The organism is Phenylobacterium sp. VNQ135 (genome assembly GCF_049445735.1).
GTDB lineage: Bacteria > Pseudomonadota > Alphaproteobacteria > Caulobacterales > Caulobacteraceae > Phenylobacterium.
In genome coordinates this window covers 83226-102780 of record NZ_JBMSDS010000002.1, presented here as the reverse complement: position 1 = coordinate 102780, position 19555 = coordinate 83226, and the positions used below count along the sequence as shown (strand labels likewise).

General features: G+C 71.1%; 24 protein-coding genes. 10 read left to right on the top strand and 14 right to left on the bottom strand.

The window, feature by feature from the left end; translation table 11 throughout:
* The first annotated feature begins 81 nt into the window (after positions 1–81).
* From ACO2Q0_RS06185 to ACO2Q0_RS06175, 3 genes are read left to right on the top strand one after another with little or no spacing between them, the layout of a single operon-like run.
* Positions 82–828, top strand: a complete 747-nt coding sequence (locus tag ACO2Q0_RS06185) for a 3-deoxy-manno-octulosonate cytidylyltransferase (protein WP_423350629.1) — start codon at positions 82–84, stop codon at positions 826–828.
* On the top strand, positions 825–1670 hold the full coding sequence (locus ACO2Q0_RS06180; protein WP_423350628.1) for a prephenate dehydratase: 846 nt from the start codon (positions 825–827) through the stop codon (positions 1668–1670). Before ACO2Q0_RS06185 ends, ACO2Q0_RS06180 begins: the two co-directional genes overlap by 4 nt.
* Complete coding sequence (locus tag ACO2Q0_RS06175; protein WP_423350627.1) at positions 1667–2500, top strand: alpha/beta hydrolase family protein; 834 nt, start codon at positions 1667–1669, stop codon at positions 2498–2500. The genes ACO2Q0_RS06180 and ACO2Q0_RS06175 overlap by 4 nt, the downstream gene beginning before the upstream one ends.
* On the opposite strand, the gene nudC is transcribed toward ACO2Q0_RS06175, so the two are convergent.
* Together nudC and ACO2Q0_RS06165 are read right to left on the bottom strand one after the other, a co-directional pair.
* Entirely contained in the window at positions 2497–3426 is a 930-nt protein-coding gene (nudC, locus tag ACO2Q0_RS06170) for an NAD(+) diphosphatase (RefSeq protein ID WP_423350626.1), read from the bottom strand. The genes ACO2Q0_RS06175 and nudC overlap by 4 nt on opposite strands.
* 55 nt (positions 3427–3481) lie before the next feature.
* The gene (locus ACO2Q0_RS06165; RefSeq protein ID WP_423350625.1) at positions 3482–4216 is read right to left on the bottom strand and encodes an alternative oxidase; all 735 of its coding nucleotides are present in this window, start codon (positions 4214–4216) and stop codon (positions 3482–3484) included.
* 195 nt (positions 4217–4411) lie between these two features.
* On the opposite strand from ACO2Q0_RS06165, the gene ACO2Q0_RS06160 reads away from it, so the two are divergent.
* The 3 genes from ACO2Q0_RS06160 to ACO2Q0_RS06150 all read left to right on the top strand — a co-directional run bounded on the left by ACO2Q0_RS06160 (position 4412) and on the right by ACO2Q0_RS06150 (position 6941).
* Positions 4412–5437 carry a DJ-1/PfpI family protein gene (locus ACO2Q0_RS06160; RefSeq protein WP_423350624.1) on the top strand — a complete coding sequence of 342 codons (1026 nt, stop codon included), beginning with the start codon at positions 4412–4414 and terminating at the stop codon, positions 5435–5437.
* Positions 5438–5544: 107 nt separating this feature from the next.
* Positions 5545–6597 (top strand): BON domain-containing protein, encoded by a 1053-nt coding sequence (locus ACO2Q0_RS06155; protein ID WP_423350623.1) that lies wholly within the window; start codon positions 5545–5547, stop codon positions 6595–6597.
* A gap of 122 nt (positions 6598–6719) precedes the next feature.
* Positions 6720–6941, top strand: a complete 222-nt coding sequence (locus tag ACO2Q0_RS06150) for a hypothetical protein (protein WP_423350622.1) — start codon at positions 6720–6722, stop codon at positions 6939–6941.
* On the opposite strand, the gene ACO2Q0_RS06145 is transcribed toward ACO2Q0_RS06150, so the two are convergent.
* Positions 6938–7417 (bottom strand): cupin domain-containing protein, encoded by a 480-nt coding sequence (locus ACO2Q0_RS06145; protein WP_423350621.1) that lies wholly within the window; start codon positions 7415–7417, stop codon positions 6938–6940. The genes ACO2Q0_RS06150 and ACO2Q0_RS06145 overlap by 4 nt on opposite strands.
* The gene (locus tag ACO2Q0_RS06140; RefSeq protein ID WP_423350620.1) at positions 7417–7875 is read right to left on the bottom strand and encodes a cupin domain-containing protein; all 459 of its coding nucleotides are present in this window, start codon (positions 7873–7875) and stop codon (positions 7417–7419) included. The genes ACO2Q0_RS06145 and ACO2Q0_RS06140 overlap by 1 nt, the downstream gene beginning before the upstream one ends.
* Positions 7876–7919: 44 nt before the next feature.
* Here ACO2Q0_RS06140 and dapE point away from each other — a divergent pair, with 44 nt between their 5' ends.
* Positions 7920–9065 carry a succinyl-diaminopimelate desuccinylase gene (gene dapE, locus ACO2Q0_RS06135; protein WP_423350619.1) on the top strand — a complete coding sequence of 382 codons (1146 nt, stop codon included), beginning with the start codon at positions 7920–7922 and terminating at the stop codon, positions 9063–9065.
* A 68-nt stretch (positions 9066–9133) separates the two neighbouring features.
* On the top strand, positions 9134–9451 hold the full coding sequence (locus tag ACO2Q0_RS06130) for a hypothetical protein (protein WP_423350618.1): 318 nt from the start codon (positions 9134–9136) through the stop codon (positions 9449–9451).
* Here ACO2Q0_RS06130 and lepB read toward each other — a convergent pair.
* The 4 genes from lepB to fmt all read right to left on the bottom strand — a co-directional run bounded on the left by lepB (position 9448) and on the right by fmt (position 12415).
* A complete protein-coding gene (lepB, locus tag ACO2Q0_RS06125) occupies positions 9448–10203 on the bottom strand; it encodes a signal peptidase I (protein WP_423350617.1) in 756 nt (251 codons plus the stop codon). The genes ACO2Q0_RS06130 and lepB overlap by 4 nt on opposite strands.
* 75 nt (positions 10204–10278) lie before the next feature.
* On the bottom strand, positions 10279–10716 hold the full coding sequence (locus ACO2Q0_RS06120; protein WP_423350616.1) for a hypothetical protein: 438 nt from the start codon (positions 10714–10716) through the stop codon (positions 10279–10281).
* A gap of 35 nt (positions 10717–10751) precedes the next feature.
* Positions 10752–11489 carry a tRNA pseudouridine(38-40) synthase TruA gene (gene truA, locus ACO2Q0_RS06115; RefSeq protein ID WP_423350615.1) on the bottom strand — a complete coding sequence of 246 codons (738 nt, stop codon included), beginning with the start codon at positions 11487–11489 and terminating at the stop codon, positions 10752–10754.
* On the bottom strand, positions 11489–12415 hold the full coding sequence (gene fmt, locus ACO2Q0_RS06110; RefSeq protein ID WP_423350614.1) for a methionyl-tRNA formyltransferase: 927 nt from the start codon (positions 12413–12415) through the stop codon (positions 11489–11491). The genes truA and fmt overlap by 1 nt, the downstream gene beginning before the upstream one ends.
* Positions 12416–12514: 99 nt before the next feature.
* Between fmt and ACO2Q0_RS06105 the strand changes: the two genes are divergently transcribed.
* Together ACO2Q0_RS06105 and ACO2Q0_RS06100 are read left to right on the top strand one after the other, a co-directional pair.
* Entirely contained in the window at positions 12515–12838 is a 324-nt protein-coding gene (locus ACO2Q0_RS06105) for a hypothetical protein (protein ID WP_423350613.1), read from the top strand.
* A gap of 146 nt (positions 12839–12984) precedes the next feature.
* Positions 12985–15516, top strand: a complete 2532-nt coding sequence (locus ACO2Q0_RS06100; RefSeq protein WP_423350612.1) for a hypothetical protein — start codon at positions 12985–12987, stop codon at positions 15514–15516.
* On the opposite strand, the gene ACO2Q0_RS06095 is transcribed toward ACO2Q0_RS06100, so the two are convergent.
* From ACO2Q0_RS06095 to ACO2Q0_RS06070, 6 genes are all read right to left on the bottom strand, one after another.
* A complete protein-coding gene (locus tag ACO2Q0_RS06095; protein WP_423350611.1) occupies positions 15513–16313 on the bottom strand; it encodes a class I SAM-dependent methyltransferase in 801 nt (266 codons plus the stop codon). The two genes, ACO2Q0_RS06100 and ACO2Q0_RS06095, sit on opposite strands and share 4 nt — an antisense overlap.
* 95 nt (positions 16314–16408) lie before the next feature.
* Positions 16409–16918 carry a peptide deformylase gene (locus ACO2Q0_RS06090; protein ID WP_423350610.1) on the bottom strand — a complete coding sequence of 170 codons (510 nt, stop codon included), beginning with the start codon at positions 16916–16918 and terminating at the stop codon, positions 16409–16411.
* Positions 16919–16978: 60 nt separating this feature from the next.
* Entirely contained in the window at positions 16979–18190 is a 1212-nt protein-coding gene (locus ACO2Q0_RS06085) for a DNA recombination protein RmuC (RefSeq protein WP_423350609.1), read from the bottom strand.
* A 32-nt stretch (positions 18191–18222) separates the two neighbouring features.
* On the bottom strand, positions 18223–18825 hold the full coding sequence (gene recR / locus ACO2Q0_RS06080; protein ID WP_423350608.1) for a recombination mediator RecR: 603 nt from the start codon (positions 18823–18825) through the stop codon (positions 18223–18225).
* A complete protein-coding gene (locus ACO2Q0_RS06075; protein ID WP_423350607.1) occupies positions 18825–19223 on the bottom strand; it encodes a nuclear transport factor 2 family protein in 399 nt (132 codons plus the stop codon). Before ACO2Q0_RS06075 ends, recR begins: the two co-directional genes overlap by 1 nt.
* Positions 19223–19549, bottom strand: a complete 327-nt coding sequence (locus ACO2Q0_RS06070) for a YbaB/EbfC family nucleoid-associated protein (protein WP_423350606.1) — start codon at positions 19547–19549, stop codon at positions 19223–19225. Before ACO2Q0_RS06070 ends, ACO2Q0_RS06075 begins: the two co-directional genes overlap by 1 nt.
* Positions 19550–19555 lie beyond the last annotated feature (6 nt).

The window sequence follows — 19555 nt, the reverse complement described above, 5'->3', positions numbered from 1 at the left end:
AACGCTGCGGGAATCCCGCCCCTTATTGCGTGCGGCTCTCTTACACGCTACCGGCGCGGGCGCAACCGCCCAGACAATGCCATGAACCCCATCGTCCTCATCCCGGCGCGCATGGCCGCGACCCGCCTGCCGGGAAAGCCGCTCGCGGACATAGACGGCGTACCGATGATCGTCCGGGTGCTCCGTCAGGCGCAGGCCGCCGGCGCGGGTGCCGTGGCCGTGGCGGCGGGCGATCGCGAGATCGTGGAGGCGGTGGAGGCGGCCGGCGGACGGGCGGTGCTCACCGACCCCGACCTGCCGTCCGGCTCGGACCGCATCCTGGCGGCGCTGGACGCCCTCGACCCCCGCGGCGAGCGGGACGTGGTGATCAACCTGCAGGGCGACATGCCATTCGTGGACCCGTCGGTGGTCACCGCCTGCGCGAGCCTGCTGGCCGAGCAGCCGGACTGCGACATCGCCACGGTGGTCGCGCCCGAGGCTTCGCCCGCCGACCGCACGAACGCGGACGTGGTGAAGGCGATCCTGTCGCTCGCGCCGGAAGCGCGGGAAGGCCGGGCCCTCTATTTCACCCGCTCGACGCTGTACGGCGACCAGCCGGTGTGGCGCCACGTCGGCATCTACGGCTATCGCCGCGAGGCGCTGGTGCAGTTCAACGCCGCCCAGCCCTCGCCGCTGGAGCGGCGCGAGAAGCTGGAACAGCTCCGGGCGCTGGAGCTCGGACTGTCGATCTGGGCGAGCGTGGCCGACGCGGCGCCGATCTCGGTCGACACGCCGGCCGACCTGGCCGCCGCCAGACACTTCGCAGAGACCATCGGGGGACCTCCATGAGCCAGCAGCGCATCGCCTTCCAGGGCGAGCTGGGCGCCAACTCCCACGAGGCCTGCGCGACCTATTTTCCCGACTACCAGCCCGTGCCGCACGCCAGCTTCGAGGACGCCTTCGAGGCGGTGAAGTCCGGCGACTGCCAGCTGGGCATGATCCCGGTGGAGAACTCCATCGCCGGCCGGGTGGCCGACGTGCATCACCTGCTGCCGTCGTCGGGGCTGAAGATCATCGGCGAGCGGTTCAAGCCGATCCACTTCCAGTTGATGGTCAATCCGGGCGTGACGCTGGACCAGGTGACGACGGCGGTCTCGATGCCGATCGCGCTGGGCCAGTGCCGCAAGACGCTCAGGAAGATGAAGCTGAAGACCCAGGCGGCCGGCGACACCGCGGGCGCGGCCAAGGAGCTCGCCGAGAATCCCGATCCGACCAAGGCGGCGGTCAGCCCCGCGCTATGCGCCGAGCTCTACGGGCTGGAGATCCTGGCGCGCGACCTCGAGGACGAGCACAACAACACGACGCGCTTCCTGGTCATGACGGCCGAGAAGAGCCCGCCGCCGCCGCCGTTCACCGCGCCCTGCGTGACCAGCTTCATCTTCCGCGTAAAGAACCTGCCGGCCGCCCTCTACAAGGCGCTGGGCGGGTTCGCGACCAACGGCGTCAACATGACCAAGCTCGAGAGCTACATGGAGAACGGCTCGTTCGCGGCGACCTTCTTCTATTCGGAAGTCGATGGCCGACCCGAGGACCTGGGCGTCGCCCGGGCCTTCGAGGAACTGGGCTTCTTTTCGGAGCGCTTCGAGATCCTCGGCGTCTATCCCGCCGACCCGTTCCGCGCGAAGGCGTGAGCAGCGTGCTCTCGCGCCGGGGCTTCGTCGTCGCCGGCGCGGCGGCGTTCTGCGCGACGGAGGCGGCGGCCCAGACCCTGGTGCAGCTCCCCGTCTCGGCGACGCGGAAGGCCGACGTCACCGTCTGGACGCCGAAGGGCGAGGCGGCGGGCGTTCTCCTGTTCTCCCACGGCCACGGCTCCTGGCCCGACCGCTACGCGGCCCTGGTCGCCGGCCTGACGGGGGCGGGCTATGCGGTCGTCGCGCCGTTGCATGTCGATTCCGTTCGCCACGCGGACCGGGCGAAGTACGGGGCGCAGGCGAGCTTCGCAGAGCGCCTGGCGGACATGAAGGCGGCGAGCGCCTATGCGGCGAAGCGCTGGCCCGGCGCGCCGGTCGCGGCGGTCGGGCACAGCTTCGGAACCCTGATCGGGCTGTGCCTGGGCGGCGCGCTGGCGTATCTGGCGCCGTTCCGCGACCCCTCCGTCAAGGCGGTGCTGGGCTATTCGACCCCTGGCCGCATTCCGGGCCTTGTGCAGCCCGCCGCCTACGCAAGCCTGAAGACCCCGATGATGATCGTCACCGGCGACAACGACGTCGTGCCGGGCTTCGCGACCGATCCGGCCGACCATCTGTTCCCGGTGCGGACGGCGCCCGCCGGCGCGGCGTTCGGCCTGGTGCTGGAGGGCGCGGCCCACGACCTTGCGGGCGGACAGCCGGCCGAGCTGTTCCGGCGGGGGCGTGACGCGGGCCTCGCCTTCCTGGCGGCCTATGTGCGGGACGATGCGGAGGCTCGGGCGCAGCTCCTGGCCCGAACCGACGCGCCGCCGGAACGCTGGATCGTCCGCTAGCCCTCTTCGACCCACGCCTTCAGGAGCTGGCAAGCGATGGCCATGGGCGTCGGCGCGTTCACGCCGTCGTAGCCGCCGGCCAGGATCTGCCGGGCCTGATCCCGGGTGAACCAGCGTACCTCTTCGAGTTCCGTCTGGTCGGGCGCGCCCTCGTCGTCCTCGACCTCGGCGATCAGGCCGATCATCAGCGACGACGGATAGGGCCAGGGCTGGGAGGAGTGGTAGCGGACGGTCCGCGTTCGCAGGCCCGCCTCCTCGGCGAGCTCGCGGGCGCAGGCCTCCTCGATGCTCTCGCCCGGCTCCAGGAAGCCGGCAAGCGCCGAGAACATGCCCTTTGGCCAGACCTGCTGGCGGCCGAGCATGCAGCGATCGCCGTGGACGGGCAGCATGATCACGACGGGGTCGGTGCGCGGGAAGTGTTCGGCCTCGCACGACGGGCACTGGCGCTTCCAGCCGCCATCGCGGGGCTCGGTGGGCTCGCCGCAGACGGCGCAGCGGCGATGGCGGCGGCGCCATTCGAACATCGCCTTGGCGGTGGCGCAGATGCCGGCCTCGGCGGGGGTGAGCTGCAGGGCGATCTGGCGCAGGTCCTGGAAGGCGCCCAGGCCCCGCAGCGGGCCGTCGGTGGGATCGGCCTGGCCCTCGAGGTCGACGGCGAAGACCGCCGTCTCCTTCCAGAGGCCCAGGAAGAGCAGGCGCTCAGGACCGCCGGCGAGCTCGCCCGCGAGCCTGGCGGGGAGGTAGGCGATCTGCACGCCGCGACCGTCCTCGGTCTTCTCCACCAGCGGGCGGCCGTTCCACATCGCAAGTCCGAGGGATTCGGGAGAGGCGAGCTGGGCGGCGATCCAGGCGGCGTCGGGCCGGCGGTCGCTGGCGCGGTCCAGCGGGTTGCCGGCGAAGGTGTTCATGAACGCGGATAGGGCCATGGGCGCTGTTGTAACGCCCATGGCCCGAGCCGCGATAGTCCGGGTGGGACGGGGCTTACGCGGCCTGCTTCAACGTGGACTTCCACTGCGGGAGCAGCTCTTCGTGCGGCCAGGCGGCCGGCACGGGCTCGGCGACGGGGCCGCCGGCCAGTTCGTCGGCGAAGCCGTGGTTGACGTCGCGGTGGTGGGCCTCGTCGGCGCGGACCACTTCGACCACGTCGCGCAGGCGGGCGTCGGCCGGCAGGTTCCAGTAGGCGAGGGCGATCTTGGGCGCCGGCACGTTCTCGCTGCGCCCTTCGTCGATCTCGGCGAGGTAGTGGGTGTAGCTGATCACCGCCTCCTCCTCGAAGTAGCCGACGACGCGGTGTGCGGTCTTGCTGCTGACCAGGTAGAGGCCGAAGAAGAAGAGGTAGAACACCCACTGCACGGCCACGACGACGAAGCGTTCGAACAGGGTGGGCTTGCAGACCTCGATGAAGGTCATGAGGTGCATGCGCTCGTTCTCGGCCTCGTCCATCAGCGTCTTGATCCAGCCGCGGTCGTCTTCCATGCGGCGCAGGCACTTCAGGTGGTTGAGCGTGGCGCCGACCATGCCCGGCACGGCGGCGACGGTCTCCAGCACCACCGCGCGATGGCCGTAGCGCTTGGCGAAGAAGGTGTCGGCGAAGAAGCGCAGCGCCTTCACGAAGCCGTAGGCGATGCGGTCCGAAGCGCCTTTCGGAGCGTGGTGCACGCCGAGGTCGACATCGGCGAGGGCGGCGGTGGCTTGGCCGGGATGGTTCGCGGTCATCGGAAGGTGTCCTGACGGGGCTTTCGTTTGCGTGGTCAGGGAGATACGCCGCCGCGCCTGCCGCCGAAATCCGGGGCGTCCCCTTACGTAGAGGTCCGGAGGACTTGACCGTAGCACGGCAGGATTGGCGGGAACTCTGTCATTCCGGCCAAACCCGGCGCGACGCAGACTTGCGGCCCGATGGAGGAGCATCCCATGCCTGGACGCATCATGGCCGCCCTCGCCGCGGCTCTCGCCCTGGGCTTCGCGGGCGGCGCGGCCGCGAAGCCTCTGGTCGTGATCCTGGCCGAGCCGGACGGCACGGTGGCCACCGACCTGTTCGCCCCCTACGCGATCCTGTCCGAGAGCGGGGCGGTCGAGGTGAAGGTCGTCTCGCCGACGTCGAAGCCTGTGCGGCTGTTGCCGGGCCATGCCTGGCTGACGCCGCAGGCGACCCTCGCGGCGCTCAGCGCCCGCCGGCCCGATGTGGTGATCGTGCCGGCGATGGAGGACGAGGCCGATCCGGCCCGGGCCGCCTGGCTGCGGGAGCAACTGGCTCGCGGCGGCCGCATCATGTCGATCTGCAACGGCGCGCGCGTCCTCGCCAAGGCCGGCCTGCTCGACGGGCGCCAGGCCACCGTCCACTGGTACAGCCGCAAGCCGATGGCCAAGCAGCACCCGAAGGTGAAGTGGCGCCATGACCTGCGCTGGGTGACCGACGGGCCGGTCACCACCACCGCCGGCATCAGCGCGGGCGAGCCCGCGACCCTGGCGTTGTTGGGCGAGCTGGCGGGCGACGAGGTCATGCGCGCCACCGCCCGGCGGCTGTCGCTGCCCCTGCCGAGCGTGCGGCACGACGGCGACGGCTACCGGCTGACGCCGCGCGGCATGTGGACCACGGTGAAGAACCGCACCGCCGTCTGGAGCCGGGAGGACGTGGCGATCCCGCTGTCTCCCGGCTTCGACGAACTGGCGTTCGGCACGGCTCTGGACGCCTGGTCCAGGACCTTCCGCTCGGACGCCTGGGCCACCGGCGCTCCCGTCACGCGCTCTCGCCACGGACTGCTGGTGCATCGGAGCCGGGAGCTGCCCGACCGCTTCGATCGCACGGTCGCCCTGCCGGGACCCGACGTGATGGTCCGCACCTTCGCTGCGGTGCGCAGGGCCTATGGCGAGGAGACCGCCCGCTTCGTGGCGCTGCAGTTCGAACATCCCTGGGGCGCGGTGAGCGCGTGGCGCTGATCACGGCTCGACGGCACGCTTGGCCGTAGGAACGATCCCGGCGCGAAGGGGTTGGCGGGTCACGCTCCGGCATCCGGAGCATCCCCCCAACCAGGAAGGAGCGCGCCATGAGCGAGTGGAACAGGAACGACCGCAACGATATGCGGCGGTTCGAGCGCGAGGACCCGGACCGCGATCGCAGCGAGCGGGATCGCGGCTATGGCGGCGGCCGCGAACAGCGAAGCTTCTATGGCAGCGACGGCTCCTCGCGGCAGGACTCGGGTCAGGGCTACGGCGGCCAGGGCTACGGCTACGGCGGGCGCCAGAACCAGGGCGCGTCGGGCTATGCGCAGTCCGGCCAGGGCTATGGCGGCCAGGCCTATGGCCAGGGCTACGGCGGCGCCGGCCACCCGGGCCAGAGCTACGGCTCGGGAGAGAGCTATGGCCAGTCGGGCGAAGAGTTCGGCCGGCAGCCCTATGGCGGGCGCAGCTTCGGCGGCCATGACTATGCGGCGGGCCAGTCCGGCGGCCATCACCGCGACTGGGGCGAGAGCGACCGGCGCTCGCAGGGCTACGGCCAAGGCGGGCAGGGCGGCTCCATGTACGGCCAATCGGGCTCGGGCCAATCGGGTGCGGGCCAGTCGAGCTACGGCCAGGGCGGCGCCCAGCAGTTCGGCGACCCGAACCAGGAAGTCCGCCGAGTCGCCGACGGCGACACCGGCGCCGGCCACGGCATGGCGCGGATGTTCGGCGGCGGCATGGCCGGCGGCCAGCATCGCGGCAAGGGTCCGAAGAACTACACCCGCTCGGACGACCGGATCCGCGAGGACGTCAACGACCGCCTGGCCGATGACGACTGGCTGGACGCCTCCGACATCGACGTGACCGTCGACAAGTGCGAGGTGACGCTGACCGGCACGGTGACGAGCCGCGAGGACAAGCGGCGGGCCGAGGACGTGGCCGAGCGCGTCTCGGGCGTGAAGCACGTGCAGAACAATATCCGCGTGCAGGCGCAGGACTCGACCACGTCCAGCTATTCGATGCAGGGCACTTCGCCAGCGGGCGGTCCGTCCGAGAACGGCCTGGCCGGCCAGAACTCGGTGAGCGGCACGACGACGGGTTCGACCGGGGCGTCCTCGGGCAGCTCCACGGGCGGCTCGACGAGCGGCAAGGCCAACTGAGGCGCTCCGGCGTCTGACGATCGCGGCGGCCCTTCGCGGGGCCGCCGTTTTCGTGTGCCCGTCCCGACGTCTGGAACCTTGGCCGTAGGACGGAGTTTCGGCAGGCGTCCGGGGAGGATGCGTTGCCCAAGTACCAGTTCGTTCCCATCGCGTGCGATGGCCGCCGCGGCGAGGCCCTCGCTGTCGCCGCCTACGACGACGCCGTGGCCATGAAGCGGGCCCTGGGCCTCGCGGGCCCGGCGGCATGGGACATCTGGCGCGGCGTGAAGCTGGTCGCCTGCGTCGCCCCCGCCTCGGAGGAGACGGCCACGATCCTCTCCGAACTCCAGGCCGAAGCGGCCTAGCGTTTCCTCCCCTCGTCGGTGTCGTAGGGCGTGCCGTCGCGGTGACGGTAGATCTCCTCGCCGGGACGGATGATCATGTCGAGGTCGGGGTAGTCGGCGCCGTCCTCCGCCGGCTTGCGAGACCCTACCTCGAGCAGCACCGCCTCGCGGTCGGAGCGGTTCTGGATGTGGTGCCCGTTGGCCTCGCCGGCCTTGAAGCCCGCGCAGTCGCCGGCCCGCAGGACATGCTCGCCCTCGTCGTCCACCAGCACCACCTCGCCCTCCACGACCCAGATGAACTCGTCTTCCGCCGTGTGCCAGTGACGCTGGCTGCTCCAGGTTCCCGGCGCCAGCCGCAGCAGGTTGACGCCGAACTGCGTCAATCCCGCCGCGTCGCCCAGCTTCCAGCGTTTGCGCTCACGGCAGGGCGCGTCGTGCGGCGGCGGATAAGCCGTGCCGAACCGCGTCGGCGCCTTGTCGATGTCGATCTTGGGCATCAGTCCTCCGGATACGGCCGGCCGTCGCGGTGATGGTAGCCCTGCGGACCGGTGACCATGTCAATGTCGGGGTAGTCGCAGTCGTCCTCGCCGGGACGCCGCGAGCCAATCTCCAGGTAGACCGCGTCGCGGTCGCTGCGGTTCTGCAGGTGGTGGCCATTGGGCACGCCCGCCTTCCAGGCCACGAAATCGCCCGGCCCCAAGACGGTCGCGCCGTCGTTCTCGACCAGGGTCACCTCGCCTTCCAGAACCCAGGCGCACTCGTCCTCGACGGTGTGCCAGTGGCGCTGGCTGGACCACTTGCCGGGCGTCAGCCGCACCAGGTTCACACCGAAGTCCGTGAGCCCCGCCGCATCCCCCAGCTTGCGCCAGGTCGGCCCGAGGCAGATATGCTTGAAGGGGTGCGGATAGCTGCAGCCGCTCCGCACCTCCAGCCTCTCGACATCGATCTTGGGCATGCTTCTCCCTCGCCTCGTATCGAGATGACAGGTAATGCGCAGCCATGAGCGCCGCCATAGATCCCGTCGAGCTGACCCGCGAGCTGATCCGCAGGCCCTCCGTGACGCCGGCTGACGAGGGGGCCATGGACGTGGTCGAGCGCACGCTCGCCGGCCTGGGCTTTTCGTGCCGGCGGATGAAGTTCGGCGAGATCGAGAACCTCTACGCCCGCTACGGGACTGCCCGGCCCAACCTCTGCTTCGCCGGCCACACCGACGTGGTGCCCGTGGGCGACGCGGGCGCGTGGTCGAAGGACGCCTTCGCCGCCGAGGTGGTGGACGGGGTGCTGATCGGCCGGGGCGCCGTCGACATGAAGTCGGCCATCGCCGCCTTCGCCGCCGCCGCCGCCGAGGCCATCGAGGCCGGCCGGATCACGGGTTCGGTCTCGTTCCTGATCACCGGCGACGAAGAGGGCGTGGCGACCCATGGCACCAAGATGGTCGTGGACGCCCTGCTGGCCGAGGGCGAGGCGATCGACCATTGCGTCGTGGGCGAGCCCACGTCCACGGAGTCTTTCGGCGACATGGTCAAGGTGGGCCGCCGCGGCTCGATCAACGCCGAGATCGTGGTCGAGGGAGTTCAGGGCCACGTGGCCTATCCGCACCGGGCGGCCAATCCCGTGCCGGTGCTGGTGCGCCTGCTGGCGGCGCTGCAGGACCGCCGCCTGGACGAGGGCTATCCCGAGTTCCAGCCGTCGAACCTGGAAGTCACCATGATCGACGTGCCGAACACGGCGACGAACGTGATCCCGGGCGTCGCCAAGGCGCGGCTGAACATCCGCTTCAATCCGAACCACACGGGCCGCTCGCTCGCGGAGTGGATCGAGGTCGAAGCGGCCAAGGCGGCCGAGGGCTTCAAGGGCAAGGTGACGGTCACGCCGCAGATCAGCGGCGAGGCGTTCCTGACCGAGCGCGGCCCGTTCACCGAGCTGGTGGCCGCGGCGATCAGGGACGTGACGGGGGCGGACCCCGAACTCTCAACGTCGGGCGGCACCTCGGACGCCCGGTTCATCCGGGCGCTGTGTCCCGTGGTCGAGGTGGGGCTGGTCGGCCGGACCATGCACCAGGTCGATGAGCGGGCGCCCGTGGACGAGATCCGCCGCCTGCAGGCCGTCTATGGTCGGATCCTGGCGCGCTACTTCGCGGCCTGAGGCCTGTCCGGACGAAAATTTCCGAAGTTTCACTTGAGCGCGGGCGGCGTTCGCGCATCCTCCGGGCCATGACCCGACCGCCCAAGAAGAGCGAGTTCCTGGAGGTGCGCATCCCGTACCCGACCAAGGAGGCCTTCATGGCGCGCTGCCGCCAGGACGGCCGCTCGGCCAGCGAGGCCGTTCGCGCCTTCATCGACGGCGAGCTGGCGCCTCGCCCGCGCCGCCGCTTCAGGCCGGCGCACCTGATCGCCGGCGCCATGGCGCTGGCCGCTGCGGGAGCCGCCGCCGCGCCGTCGCTGGCCGACAGCTTCCGCGCCGCCGAGTTCCGCACGATCGACGCCAACCACGACGGCGTCGTCAGCCTGCCCGAGTACCTGCGCCGCTAGCGCAGCGGCTTCAGGCACCGCTCCGGCGCGAGGTTGAGCCAGGTCCAGGGCTTCAGCAGGGCGGCGCCCTCACGCCAGGAGACGATCACGCGCCGCGCCTTGCCCGCCAGGTTGTCGGCCGGGACGAGCCCCACGCCGACGGCTTCGGACCAGCGGCTGTCCAGGGAATTGTCCCGGTTGTCGCCCATCATGAAGTAGCGGCCCTCGGGTACGACAACCGGGCCGAAGTCGTCGCCTTCGTAGCCCTGGCCGCGGTCGTAGGTGATGTAGCTGCGGCCCTCGGCGTTGGTTTCGCGCACCTGCTCGACCATGACACCGGGCGCCTCCGGGTCCTCCACCACGCCCAGCCGCTGCTGCGCCAGCGGACGGCCGTTGACGATCACCTGCCCGCCGCGGACTTCCACCGTGTCCCCCGGCAAGCCGATCACGCGCTTGATGTAGAGCTGCTGGACGTCCCTCGGCAGCTTGAACACCACCACGTCGCCCCGGCGCGGCGTACGGCCGAACAGCCGCCCCGCCGGCAGCGGCGGCGAGAACGGGACCGAGTGCCGGCTCCAGCCGTAGTCGAACTTGGAGATCAGCAGATAGTCGCCCGTCCGCACCCCCGGCTCCATCGAGCTGGAGGGGATGGTGTTCGGCTGGAACAGCACCACGCGGAGGACAAGCGCGATGAGCAGCGCGAGCGTGAGCGTCTTCAGGGTGTCCCACAGCTCGCGGGCGAAGGTGTTCGGGGTGTCGGCGATGTCGGTCATGGCGTCAGCCTGCGCCGGCGCCCCGCGAGGTGGAATCGCGATCCTGTCCGGACGGCTCGCCGTCGTGTCCGGACGCTACTGGGCGGCGAGCCCCGCCACCTTCATCACCACCGGCGGATCGGCGTCGGGGCCGCCGTTCGAGAGCGGGCCCTGCACGACGACCGACCTCTGCACGACCATCTTGGCCATCTCGGCCGGCATATCGAGCCGCACGATCGACACGTGAGAAGCGCCCGGACGCTGGGGATCGCCGTCGACGCCCTGCAGGCAGATGCGCTCCGGCATCACCAGGGCGTAGAAGTCGGTCCGCCGTTCGCGCGCGATCTCCGCATTCGTCGTCTCGGAGCCCGTCTGGGATGCGTCGTCGAAGGCTTCCATCGCATAGACGGTGCCGGAGAGCAGAGTCGTCGCATCGCCGTAGGTTGCGCAGGTCGGGCCGGCCTGCGCGCCTGAGCCGGACCCGACGCCGAAAGCGAGCGCGGCCGCGGCCGCCAGGACGGCGAAACGGATCACCCCGAGGTCCCTTCGTGGAGCTGGCCGAAGGTCGGTCAGTAGGACACCCCTGTCAAATAGAGGCCGTCGGCGGGGGCGACCGGCCCGCACGCCTTGCGGTCGCGGGCCTCGAGCGCCGCCTTGAGGTCGGCCCCGGTCCAGCGGCCCACGCCCACCTCGGCGAGGCTGCCGGTCATGGACCGCACCTGCCGATGCAGGAACGAGCGCGACGCGAACTCCAGCAGCACCTCGTCGCCCTCGCGACGCACGCGCGCCACGTCCAGGGTCTTGCATGGCGACTTCGCCTGGCAGCCCAGGTCGCGGAACGTCGTGAAGTCGTGATGCCCGACCAGCGCCTGGGCGGCCTCGTGCATCGCCTCGGCGTCCAGCGCCTTCTTCACGTGCCAGACGCGCCCCCGGTCCAGGGCGGGCGGCGCCATGCGGTTGAGGATGCGGTAGAGGTAGCGCCGCTCCTTCGCCGAGAACCGCGCATGCCAGCCCTCCTCGGCGACGCTGGCGTCCAGCACCGAGACCGCCTCGGCGACCAGGTGGGCGTTCAGCGCATTGCGCACCACCTCCGGGTTCCAGTCTTTCTCGAGGTCGATGTGCACCACCTGGCCCGTGGCGTGGACCCCCGTGTCGGTGCGCCCCGCCGCCTGCAGCCTGAGCGTCTGGCCGCAGAACCCCTTCACCGCCCGCTCGATGGCGCCCTGCACGGTGGGCAGCGCCCCTTGCGCCTGGAAGCCCGAATAGGGCCGGCCGTCGTACTCGATGAGCAGGCGGTAGCGGGGCATCAGCCGAGCCTGGTCCCGGCCGCCACCGGCGTCCCGCGCAGGAACACCTCGGCGTCCTGCGGACCGCGTCCCTCCCGCTGCACCCGCAGCAGCCGCACCGCCCCGCCTTCGCAGGCCACCAGCAGCCGGTCGTCCAGGGTCGCGCCCGGCGCGCCCTCCGCCTCCTCGAAGCCCGACAGCAGCGCCTTCACCCGCACGGGACCCTTGTCGGTCGGCAGTTCGAACCAGGCCCCCGGGAAGGGCGAGAGCCCACGGATCTTGCGGTCGACCTCGGCGGCCGGCTTCGTCCAGTCGATCCGCGCGTCCTTCGTGCGGATCTTCTTGGCGTAGGTGACGCCGTCCTCGGCCTGCGGCGTTTCGACGGCGCGGCCGGCCTCGATCTCGGCCAGGGTGCGCACGATCAGCTCCGCGCCCGCCGCCGCCAGCCGGTCGTGCAGCGAACCCGCCGTCTCCAGGGCGTCGATGCGGACGGTCGCGGTCGCCAGCACCGGGCCCTCGTCCAGCCCCTCTGTCATCCGCATCACCTGCACGCCGGTGACCTTGTCGCCCGCCATGATCGCCCGCTGGATCGGGGCCGCCCCCCGCCACCTGGGCAGGAGCGACGCGTGGACGTTGAAGGACCCGAGCCTCGGCGCCTCCAGCACCTCGCGCGGCAGGATCTGGCCGAAGGCCACCACCACGGCGGCGTCCAGGTTCAGGGCCGCGAACGCCGCCACCTCGGCCGGATCGCGCATAGAGGCCGGCGTGCGGACGGGAATCCCGCGCGCCTCGGCGAAGGCGTGCACCGGCGAAGGCCTCAGTTCGTGGCCCCGGCCGCGCGGCGCCGGCGGCTGGGAATAGACGCACGCCACCTCGTGCCTCGCCTCCACGATGGCGGAGAGCGCGGAGACGGCGAAATCGGGAGTGCCCAGGAAGGCCAGACGCATGGCCAGGGGGTTTAGCCGCCCTCGCGCCCCAAGGGAACGTCACCGGGAACTTACCCGCAAGCGGGACCGTTCGACGCCCGACACAACGGAGCATCCGCCATGAAGAAGCTGATGGGCATCACCGCCGCGGGCCTGGTCATTGCGCTGGCCGCCTGCAGCGAGCGCGAGCGCGTGGACGCCGGCAACGACGTCGAGGCCGCCGCCGACAAGATCGCCGCCGAGGCGAAGGACGCGGTGAACAGTCCCGAACTCAAGGAAGTCGGTTCCGAGATCAAGGAAGCCGCGGGCGACGCTGGCCAGGTGATCAAGGACGGCGCCAAGGGCGCGGCCGAGGGCGCCCGCGAAGGCGCCGCCAAGGTCGAGGCCGAGAGCCGGGACGAGGCGGGCGACGCCAACCGCGCGGCGCACGACGCCACCCACTAGGGCCTTCGGCGGTCAAGCTTGACGGCGAAAATGCGGCGCGGCCGACACACGCGCGCAAAGCCTGCGGACTAGCTCGTTCCCAAGCTGATCCTGGGGAGGACTGGAACGTTGGTGAGCCGACACGTCGGCCAGGGAGTATTTCGACAGTGAACCGCCGCCCCAACGCCCGCTGGGCGCTCCTGCTCGCCAATACCGCCGTCGCCCTCGCGCTTGCGCCGTCCGCCCTCGCCCAGGGCCAGCCGCCCGCCCTGCCGCAGGAGGAGCCGGCGCCGGTCGAGGACGCGCTCGTGGACGATGAGGGCTACGAGGTCGACGAGCTCGTCGTCACCGCCGCCCGGCAGCTCGCGCCGCGCGGCTCGGTGGTCGGCGACGCCCAGCCCGAGATGACCTTCGACCAGCGCGAGATCCGCGCCCTCGGCGTCGGCTCGGTCGAGGAGCTTCTGGCGGCGCTCGAGCCACAGCTCGCCTCCGGGCGAGGCCGCGCCGGCGGGCGGCCGATCATGCTGGTCAACGGCCAGCGCATCTCCAGTTTCCGCGAGATCCGCGACCTGCCGCCCGAGGCCATCGTGCGGATGGAGATCCTCCCGGAGGAAGTGGCCCTGCGGTATGGCTACCGCGCCGACCAGCGGGTCGTGAACTTCGTGTTGCGCCGCCGCTTCCGGGCCGTGACCGTCGAGGCGGGCGTCACCGTGCCGACCGACGACCATCCGTTCACCCAAGGCGCCTCGTACGACGCGAACCTGGGCGGCCTGGTCATCCGCGACGACACCCGCCAGCAGGTGAACCTCAAGGCCGGGCTGCAGCGGCCGCTCCTGGAGTCCCAGCGCGACATCGTCCGCACCCCCGACGAGACCGCCTTCCGCACCCTGCGGTCGCGCCAGGAGAACCTCTTGCTGAACGGCGTCTACGCCTGGCCGCTGAGCGAAGCCGTGGGCGCGACGCTGAACGGCAGCCTCGAGTGGACCGACTCCACCGGCCGGCTGGGCCAGGACCCAGGCACGCTCGACGCGCTCCGCCGCCTGACCGACACCAACGCCGCCCACCTGGGCGGCGCGGTGAACGGCGCCGTCTCCGGATGGCGCTGGTCGCTCACCGGCAACGCCGACCTGACCGAGACCCAGAGCACGACCGAGGTGGCCTTCAATACCGTGACGGGGCTGGCGAGCGCGCCGAACACCTCGCGCTCCACCGTCACCTCCGCCGACGTCCAGGGCCTGGTGAACGGCACGCTGTTCGACCTGCCGGCCGGCGGCGTGAACACCGCCTTCACCGTCGGCGCCGCCACCCAGAAGGTCGAGGGCGAGTCGCTTCGTTTTGGCGTGACGCGCGAGACGGATCTCGATCGTCAGACCGTCAACGCCCAGGTCAACTTCGACGCCCCCATCGCCAGCCGCACGCGCGGCGGGATAGAGGGGATCGGCGACCTGTCGGTGAACTTCAACGCCAACGTCGAGCACTATTCCGACTTCGGCACGCTGTGGACGCTCGGCGGCGGCGTGACCTGGTCGCCCATCGAGGCCGTGCGCCTCATCGCCTCGGTCACCGACGAGGACGGCGCGCCCACGATCCAGCAGCTCGGCGATCCGATCACGGAGACGCCGAACGTCCGCGTCTTTGACTTCCGGACGGGACAGACCGTCGAGGTCATCCAGTTCTCCGGCGGCAACCCGGACCTGTCGGCCGACAACCGCCGCGTCGTGAAGCTCGGTCTGACGCTGAAGCCCTGGGACGAGACCGACTTCACGATCCGCGCCGACTACACCCGCTCACGCATCCGCGACGAGATCGCCAGCTTCCCCGCCATCACGCCCGCGATCGAAGAGGCGTTCCGCGACGAGAACCGGATCATCCGCGACCCGATCACCAACGAACTCGTGTCGGTCGACGTGCGCCCGGTCAATTTCGACCGTCACGACGAGGAGCAGCTCCGCTGGGGCTTCAACTACTCCCGTCCGCTCCGCAATACCCGCACGCCGGCCTTCGCCCAGCAGCGGCCCCAGGGCGCGGCGCCGGCCGGGGGCGCTGAAGGCGGCGGTCCCCCGCCGGGCGACGGTCCTCGCGGCGAGGCCGCCGGCGGCGGCTTCGGCGGTCCGGGGGGCGGCGGGTTCCGCGGCGGCGGGCGGGGCGGGCGCGGCGGCTTCGGCGGCGGCAATCTCCAGTTCGCCGTCTTCCACACCTGGCGCATCAAGGACGAGGTGCTGATCCGCCCCGACCTGCCGGCGCTCGACCTGCTGAACGGCGACGCCCTCACCCAGGGTGGCGGCTCTCCCAAGCACCAGATCGACGTGCAGGCCGGCGTGTCGCGCAACGGCCTGGGCGCGCGCCTCAACGCCCGCTGGCAGCAGGGCACGACCGTCGACGGCGGTCCCTCCGGCGAATCCCTGCGGTTCTCGGACCTGACCACGGTTGACCTGCGGCTCTTCGCCGACCTCGGCATGCAGCCGATGGCGCGCAACAATCCGTGGATGCGCGGCGCCCGCGTCACCCTGGCCGTGGACAATCTGTTCGACGAGGTGCGCGACGTGCGCGACGAGGCTGGGCTCGTCCCGCTCAGCTACCAGCCCGACCTGGTCGACCCGCTGGGCCGGACTGTCCGCCTCAGCTTCCGCAAGCTCTTCCTGCCCAGGCGCGCCGTCCCGCCGCCGGGACAGACCCAGCGTCAGCGGCCGGCAGGCTAGGCCAGGCGGCGCAGCACCGCCGTCGCCTGGATGTCCTTCTGGCCCAGGTGGATCGCCTCTGCACGGAAGTGGGGCTGGGCGAGCTCGGCGAAACGGGCGCGGGTGGTCCAGGCGGACAGATAGTTCGAGCCTTCCATGGCGTCGTTCAGCACGAAGTAGGGAGAGGCCGCGAGCCCCGCCTTCGCCTCCGGCGGGCCGCAGATCTCCGTGAAGGCCTCGTCGTGGAACGTCACCAGCGCCAGGCCGCCGGGCTTCAGCACGCGCGCCAGCTCGGCCAGCCACGCCCGCGCCAGCGGCTCGCGCAGGTGCGTGAAGACGGAATAGGCATAGAGCAGGTCGATCTCGCCGTCAGGAAGCGCGAGCGGCGGCTTGAGGCCGTTGCTCACGTAACGGCCGGGCAGGTTCTCCGCGCACCAGGCGGCGAGCTTCGGATTGAGGTCCGTGCCGGTGAACCGCCCGCCCGGACGCGTCACCTCGGGCGCCAGCCAGCGGGCGATGCGCCCGCTGCCGCAGCCGAAGTCCAGGACGTGGATACCATCCTCGAACCGCATGCCGTGCTCGCCCGCCATGCGGGTGAAGTCGCGGGCCTGCGTCTCCCCGGTGCGCGAGAACCACTCCGGCTGGACGTCGCCGGTCACCGCCACCCGCAGTTCCGGCGGCGGCATCGGCCGGCCGTCGTCGAACGCCTTGACGGGAACCCTGGCCAGGCGGCGCTCGGCCGCGCGGTAAACGACGCTGATGAGGCCCGTGACCTCCAGCACACGACGCAGGGCGCGCTTCAGCGGACCGCGGCGCACGGGGACAATGCCAGGTTGGGTGGAGCGGCAGGTTCGCGCGACCTCATACCGGCCGACTAGGGTCGCCGTCCGACGCCGTCAAGCTCGACGAGGCTTCAGGCCGCCTTGGTGAGCTTCTTCACCTTCTTCACCGCCTGCTCGCGCTTCAGGCGCGACAGGTGGTCGATGAAGAGCACGCCTTCCAGGTGGTCCATCTCGTGCTGGATGCAGACCGCGAAGAGCCCCTCGGCGTCCTCCTCGACCTGTTCGCCCTGGTAGTTGAGATAGCGCAGCTTTACACGCGCCGGCCGCTCGACCTCGTCGAAGTACTCGGGAATCGAGAGGCAGCCCTCCTCGTAGGGGGCGGTGTCGTCCGAGGCCCAGAGGATCTCGGGGTTCACGAAGTAGCGCGGCTGCTTCTCTTCCTTGGGACCGGCGAGGTCCATCACGATGACCCGCTTGGGCACGCCCACCTGGATGGCGGCCAGGCCGATGCCGGGCGCCGCGTACATGGTCTCCAGCATGTCGTCCATCAGCGCGCGCAGCGCGTCGTCGACCTTGTCGACGGGCTGGGACACCTGCTTCAGCACAGGGTTGGGGACGGTCAGGATCTCGCGCACGGCCATGGGCTGCGAGGTAAGAGCGCTATTCCCGAGCGTCAAGGTCGGATAACCGCCTGGAAGCGCTTAGGACTTCGCCGCCAGACGCACCGTCGGCTGCTCGTCCTCCGACAGCTTCGACAGCGCCCGCACGCCCACCTCGATCGGCGGCAGCTCGGCGATCTCCTTGCCCTGGTGGTCGACCTTCAGGTCCTCGAACCGCTTGGCCTGGGTCAGCACCTGGGTCTCCAGCGAGCCGACGAACCGGTTGTACCGCTCGACGGCGGCGGTCAGCGCCTTGCCCACCGAGCCGGCGTGCTCGCCCATGACCGCGATGCGCTTGTAGAGCTCCTTGCCCAGTTCCGCGATCTTCTGGGCGTTGGAGGCCTGCTCCTCCACCCGCCAGCCGTAGGCGACGGCCTTGCAGAGCGCAAAGAGCGTCGTCGGTGTGACGATGACCACGCGGCGGTCCATCGCCTCGGTCATCAGGTCGGGCGAACGGTCGAGCGCCGCGGCCAGCGCCGAGTCCAGCGGCACGAACATGGCCACGAAGTCGGGCGAGGCGTCGAACTGGTCCCAGTAGGCCTTGGCGGACAGGCCCTGGATGTGGGCCTTCACGCTCGCCACGTGGCGCAGGCCGGCGCCGTCGCGAGCCGCATCGTCCAGCGCCTCCTGCAGCTCCAGGAAGGCGTTCAGCGAGCACTTGGCGTCGATGACGAAAACCCCTCCGCCAGGCAGGCGCACGGTGACGTCCGGCCGACGCCGCCCCTCCTCGGTGTCGGTCGAGGTCTGTTCGTCGAAGTCGTAGCGGGCCGACAGGCCGGCGGCCTCCAGCACGTTGCGCAGGGTCTGCTCGCCCCACCGGCCCTGTACGCCGGCGCCCCGGCGCAGCGCCGCCGACAGCTTGCGCGCCTCTTCCTGGGTCGCGGTCGAGGCCTGCAGCAGCTGGGTGATCTGCTGCTTCAGGCCGCCGGTCTCCTCGGCCCGCTGCTTCTCGACCTGGGCCACCTGCTCCTGGAACTTCTGCAGCGTCTCGGCCACGGGCTTCAGCTGCGCCTCCAGCCTGGCCTGGGCCAGCTGCTCGCGGTTGCGGACCTGCTCCTCGTTCTTGCGCAGGATCTCCTCGGCCACGTTCGTCGCCGACTGGGTGAGCTGGCTGCGCAGCAGCTCGCCCTGCTCCTCCAGCATCCTGGCCCGGAGTTCGGCGGCGGCGACGCGCATCTGCGCCTTGAGGGCCCAGACCACCGCGCCGGCGGCCGTCAGCGCGAGCACCACGACGAGGATCAGCAGCATGTTCATGCTGCGTTCCTATCAGGTTTAGCGAGTCGGTTCTACGCCGGCCGTCGCGCGCGCATGGCTTGGGCGATGGTGCCGTCGTCCAGCCAGTCCAGCTCGCCGCCGACCGGCACGCCGCGGGCCAGCATGCTCACCGTCACCTCCGCGCCCGAGAGCCGCTCGGCCAGGTAGTGGGCGGTGGTCTGGCCGTCGACCGTGGCCGGCAGGGCCAGGATGACCTCGCGCACGCCGCCCTCGCTGGCTCGCCCGACCAGCGGCCCCACCCGCAGCGCATCCGGCCCCACGCCGTCCAGCGCCGAGAGCAAGCCCCCCAGCACGTGGTAGCGGCCGCGGAAGGCGCCCGCCCGCTCCATCGCCCACAGCGCGCCCACCTCCTCGACGACGCAGATCAGCGAACCATCGCGCGTCCCGTCCGAACAGATCGCGCAGGGATCCTGGGTGTCGAGACTGCCGCAGACCTGACAGGTCTTCACCCGCGCCGCGGCTTCCGAGAGGGCGTCGGACAGCGGCAGCAGGAGCTGGTCCCGGCGCTTGAGCAGCGCCAGCGCCGCCCGCCTCGCCGACCGGGGCCCCAGGCCCGGCAGCTTGGAGAGCAGCCCGATCAGCCGCTCGATCTCGGGTCCGGCGGACGCAGCCACTAGGGAACCCGCGTCGCCTGGCTGAACACCACCTTCCAGGCGCCGTCACGCTTCCGCCAGACGTCGATGAAGCGCAGCTTCACGTCGAAGGGCTGGCCGCCGGCCAAGCCCTTCGCGCGCGCCACCCCGCCTAGGATGGCCGTGTCGCCCATCACCTTTTCGACAGGTTGTTCAATCTTGAAGGGTTCCAGCCGATAGCCCGGCGCGACCTGGTCGGCGATGAAGCTCGCCTTGTCCTGCGCCTGGCCCTGGCTGTTGTGCAGCACGTAGTCGTCGGCGATCAGCCGTTCGAGCTCGGCGCGGTCGCTCGTGACCTGCGCGCGGTCATAGTCGTGGGCCGCCTTGGCCAGGTCGGCGGGCAGCGCCAGCGAGGCGGCCGCGAGCAGGGCGAGCAGCATCAGAACTTCGGCATGCCCGGCAGGCCCATGCCCGCCAGCGGGCCCGCGGCCTCGCGCATCAGCTCGGCCTGCTTGGCGTCCAGCTTGCGCTTGGCGTCGGCGTGGGCGGCGACCACCAGATCGGCCACCACCTCGCCCTCGCCGGGCTGCATCAGGCTCTCGTCCAGGTCGACCTTGGCCAGTTCGCCGGTGCCCTTCAGCACCACCTTGACCATGCCGCCGCCGGACGTGCCCTCGACCTCGAGCTCGCCCAGCCGGTTCTGCGCGTCGGCCAGCTTCTGCTGCATGGCCTGCGCCTGCTTCATCAGAGAGTTCAGGTCTTTCATCGCAAC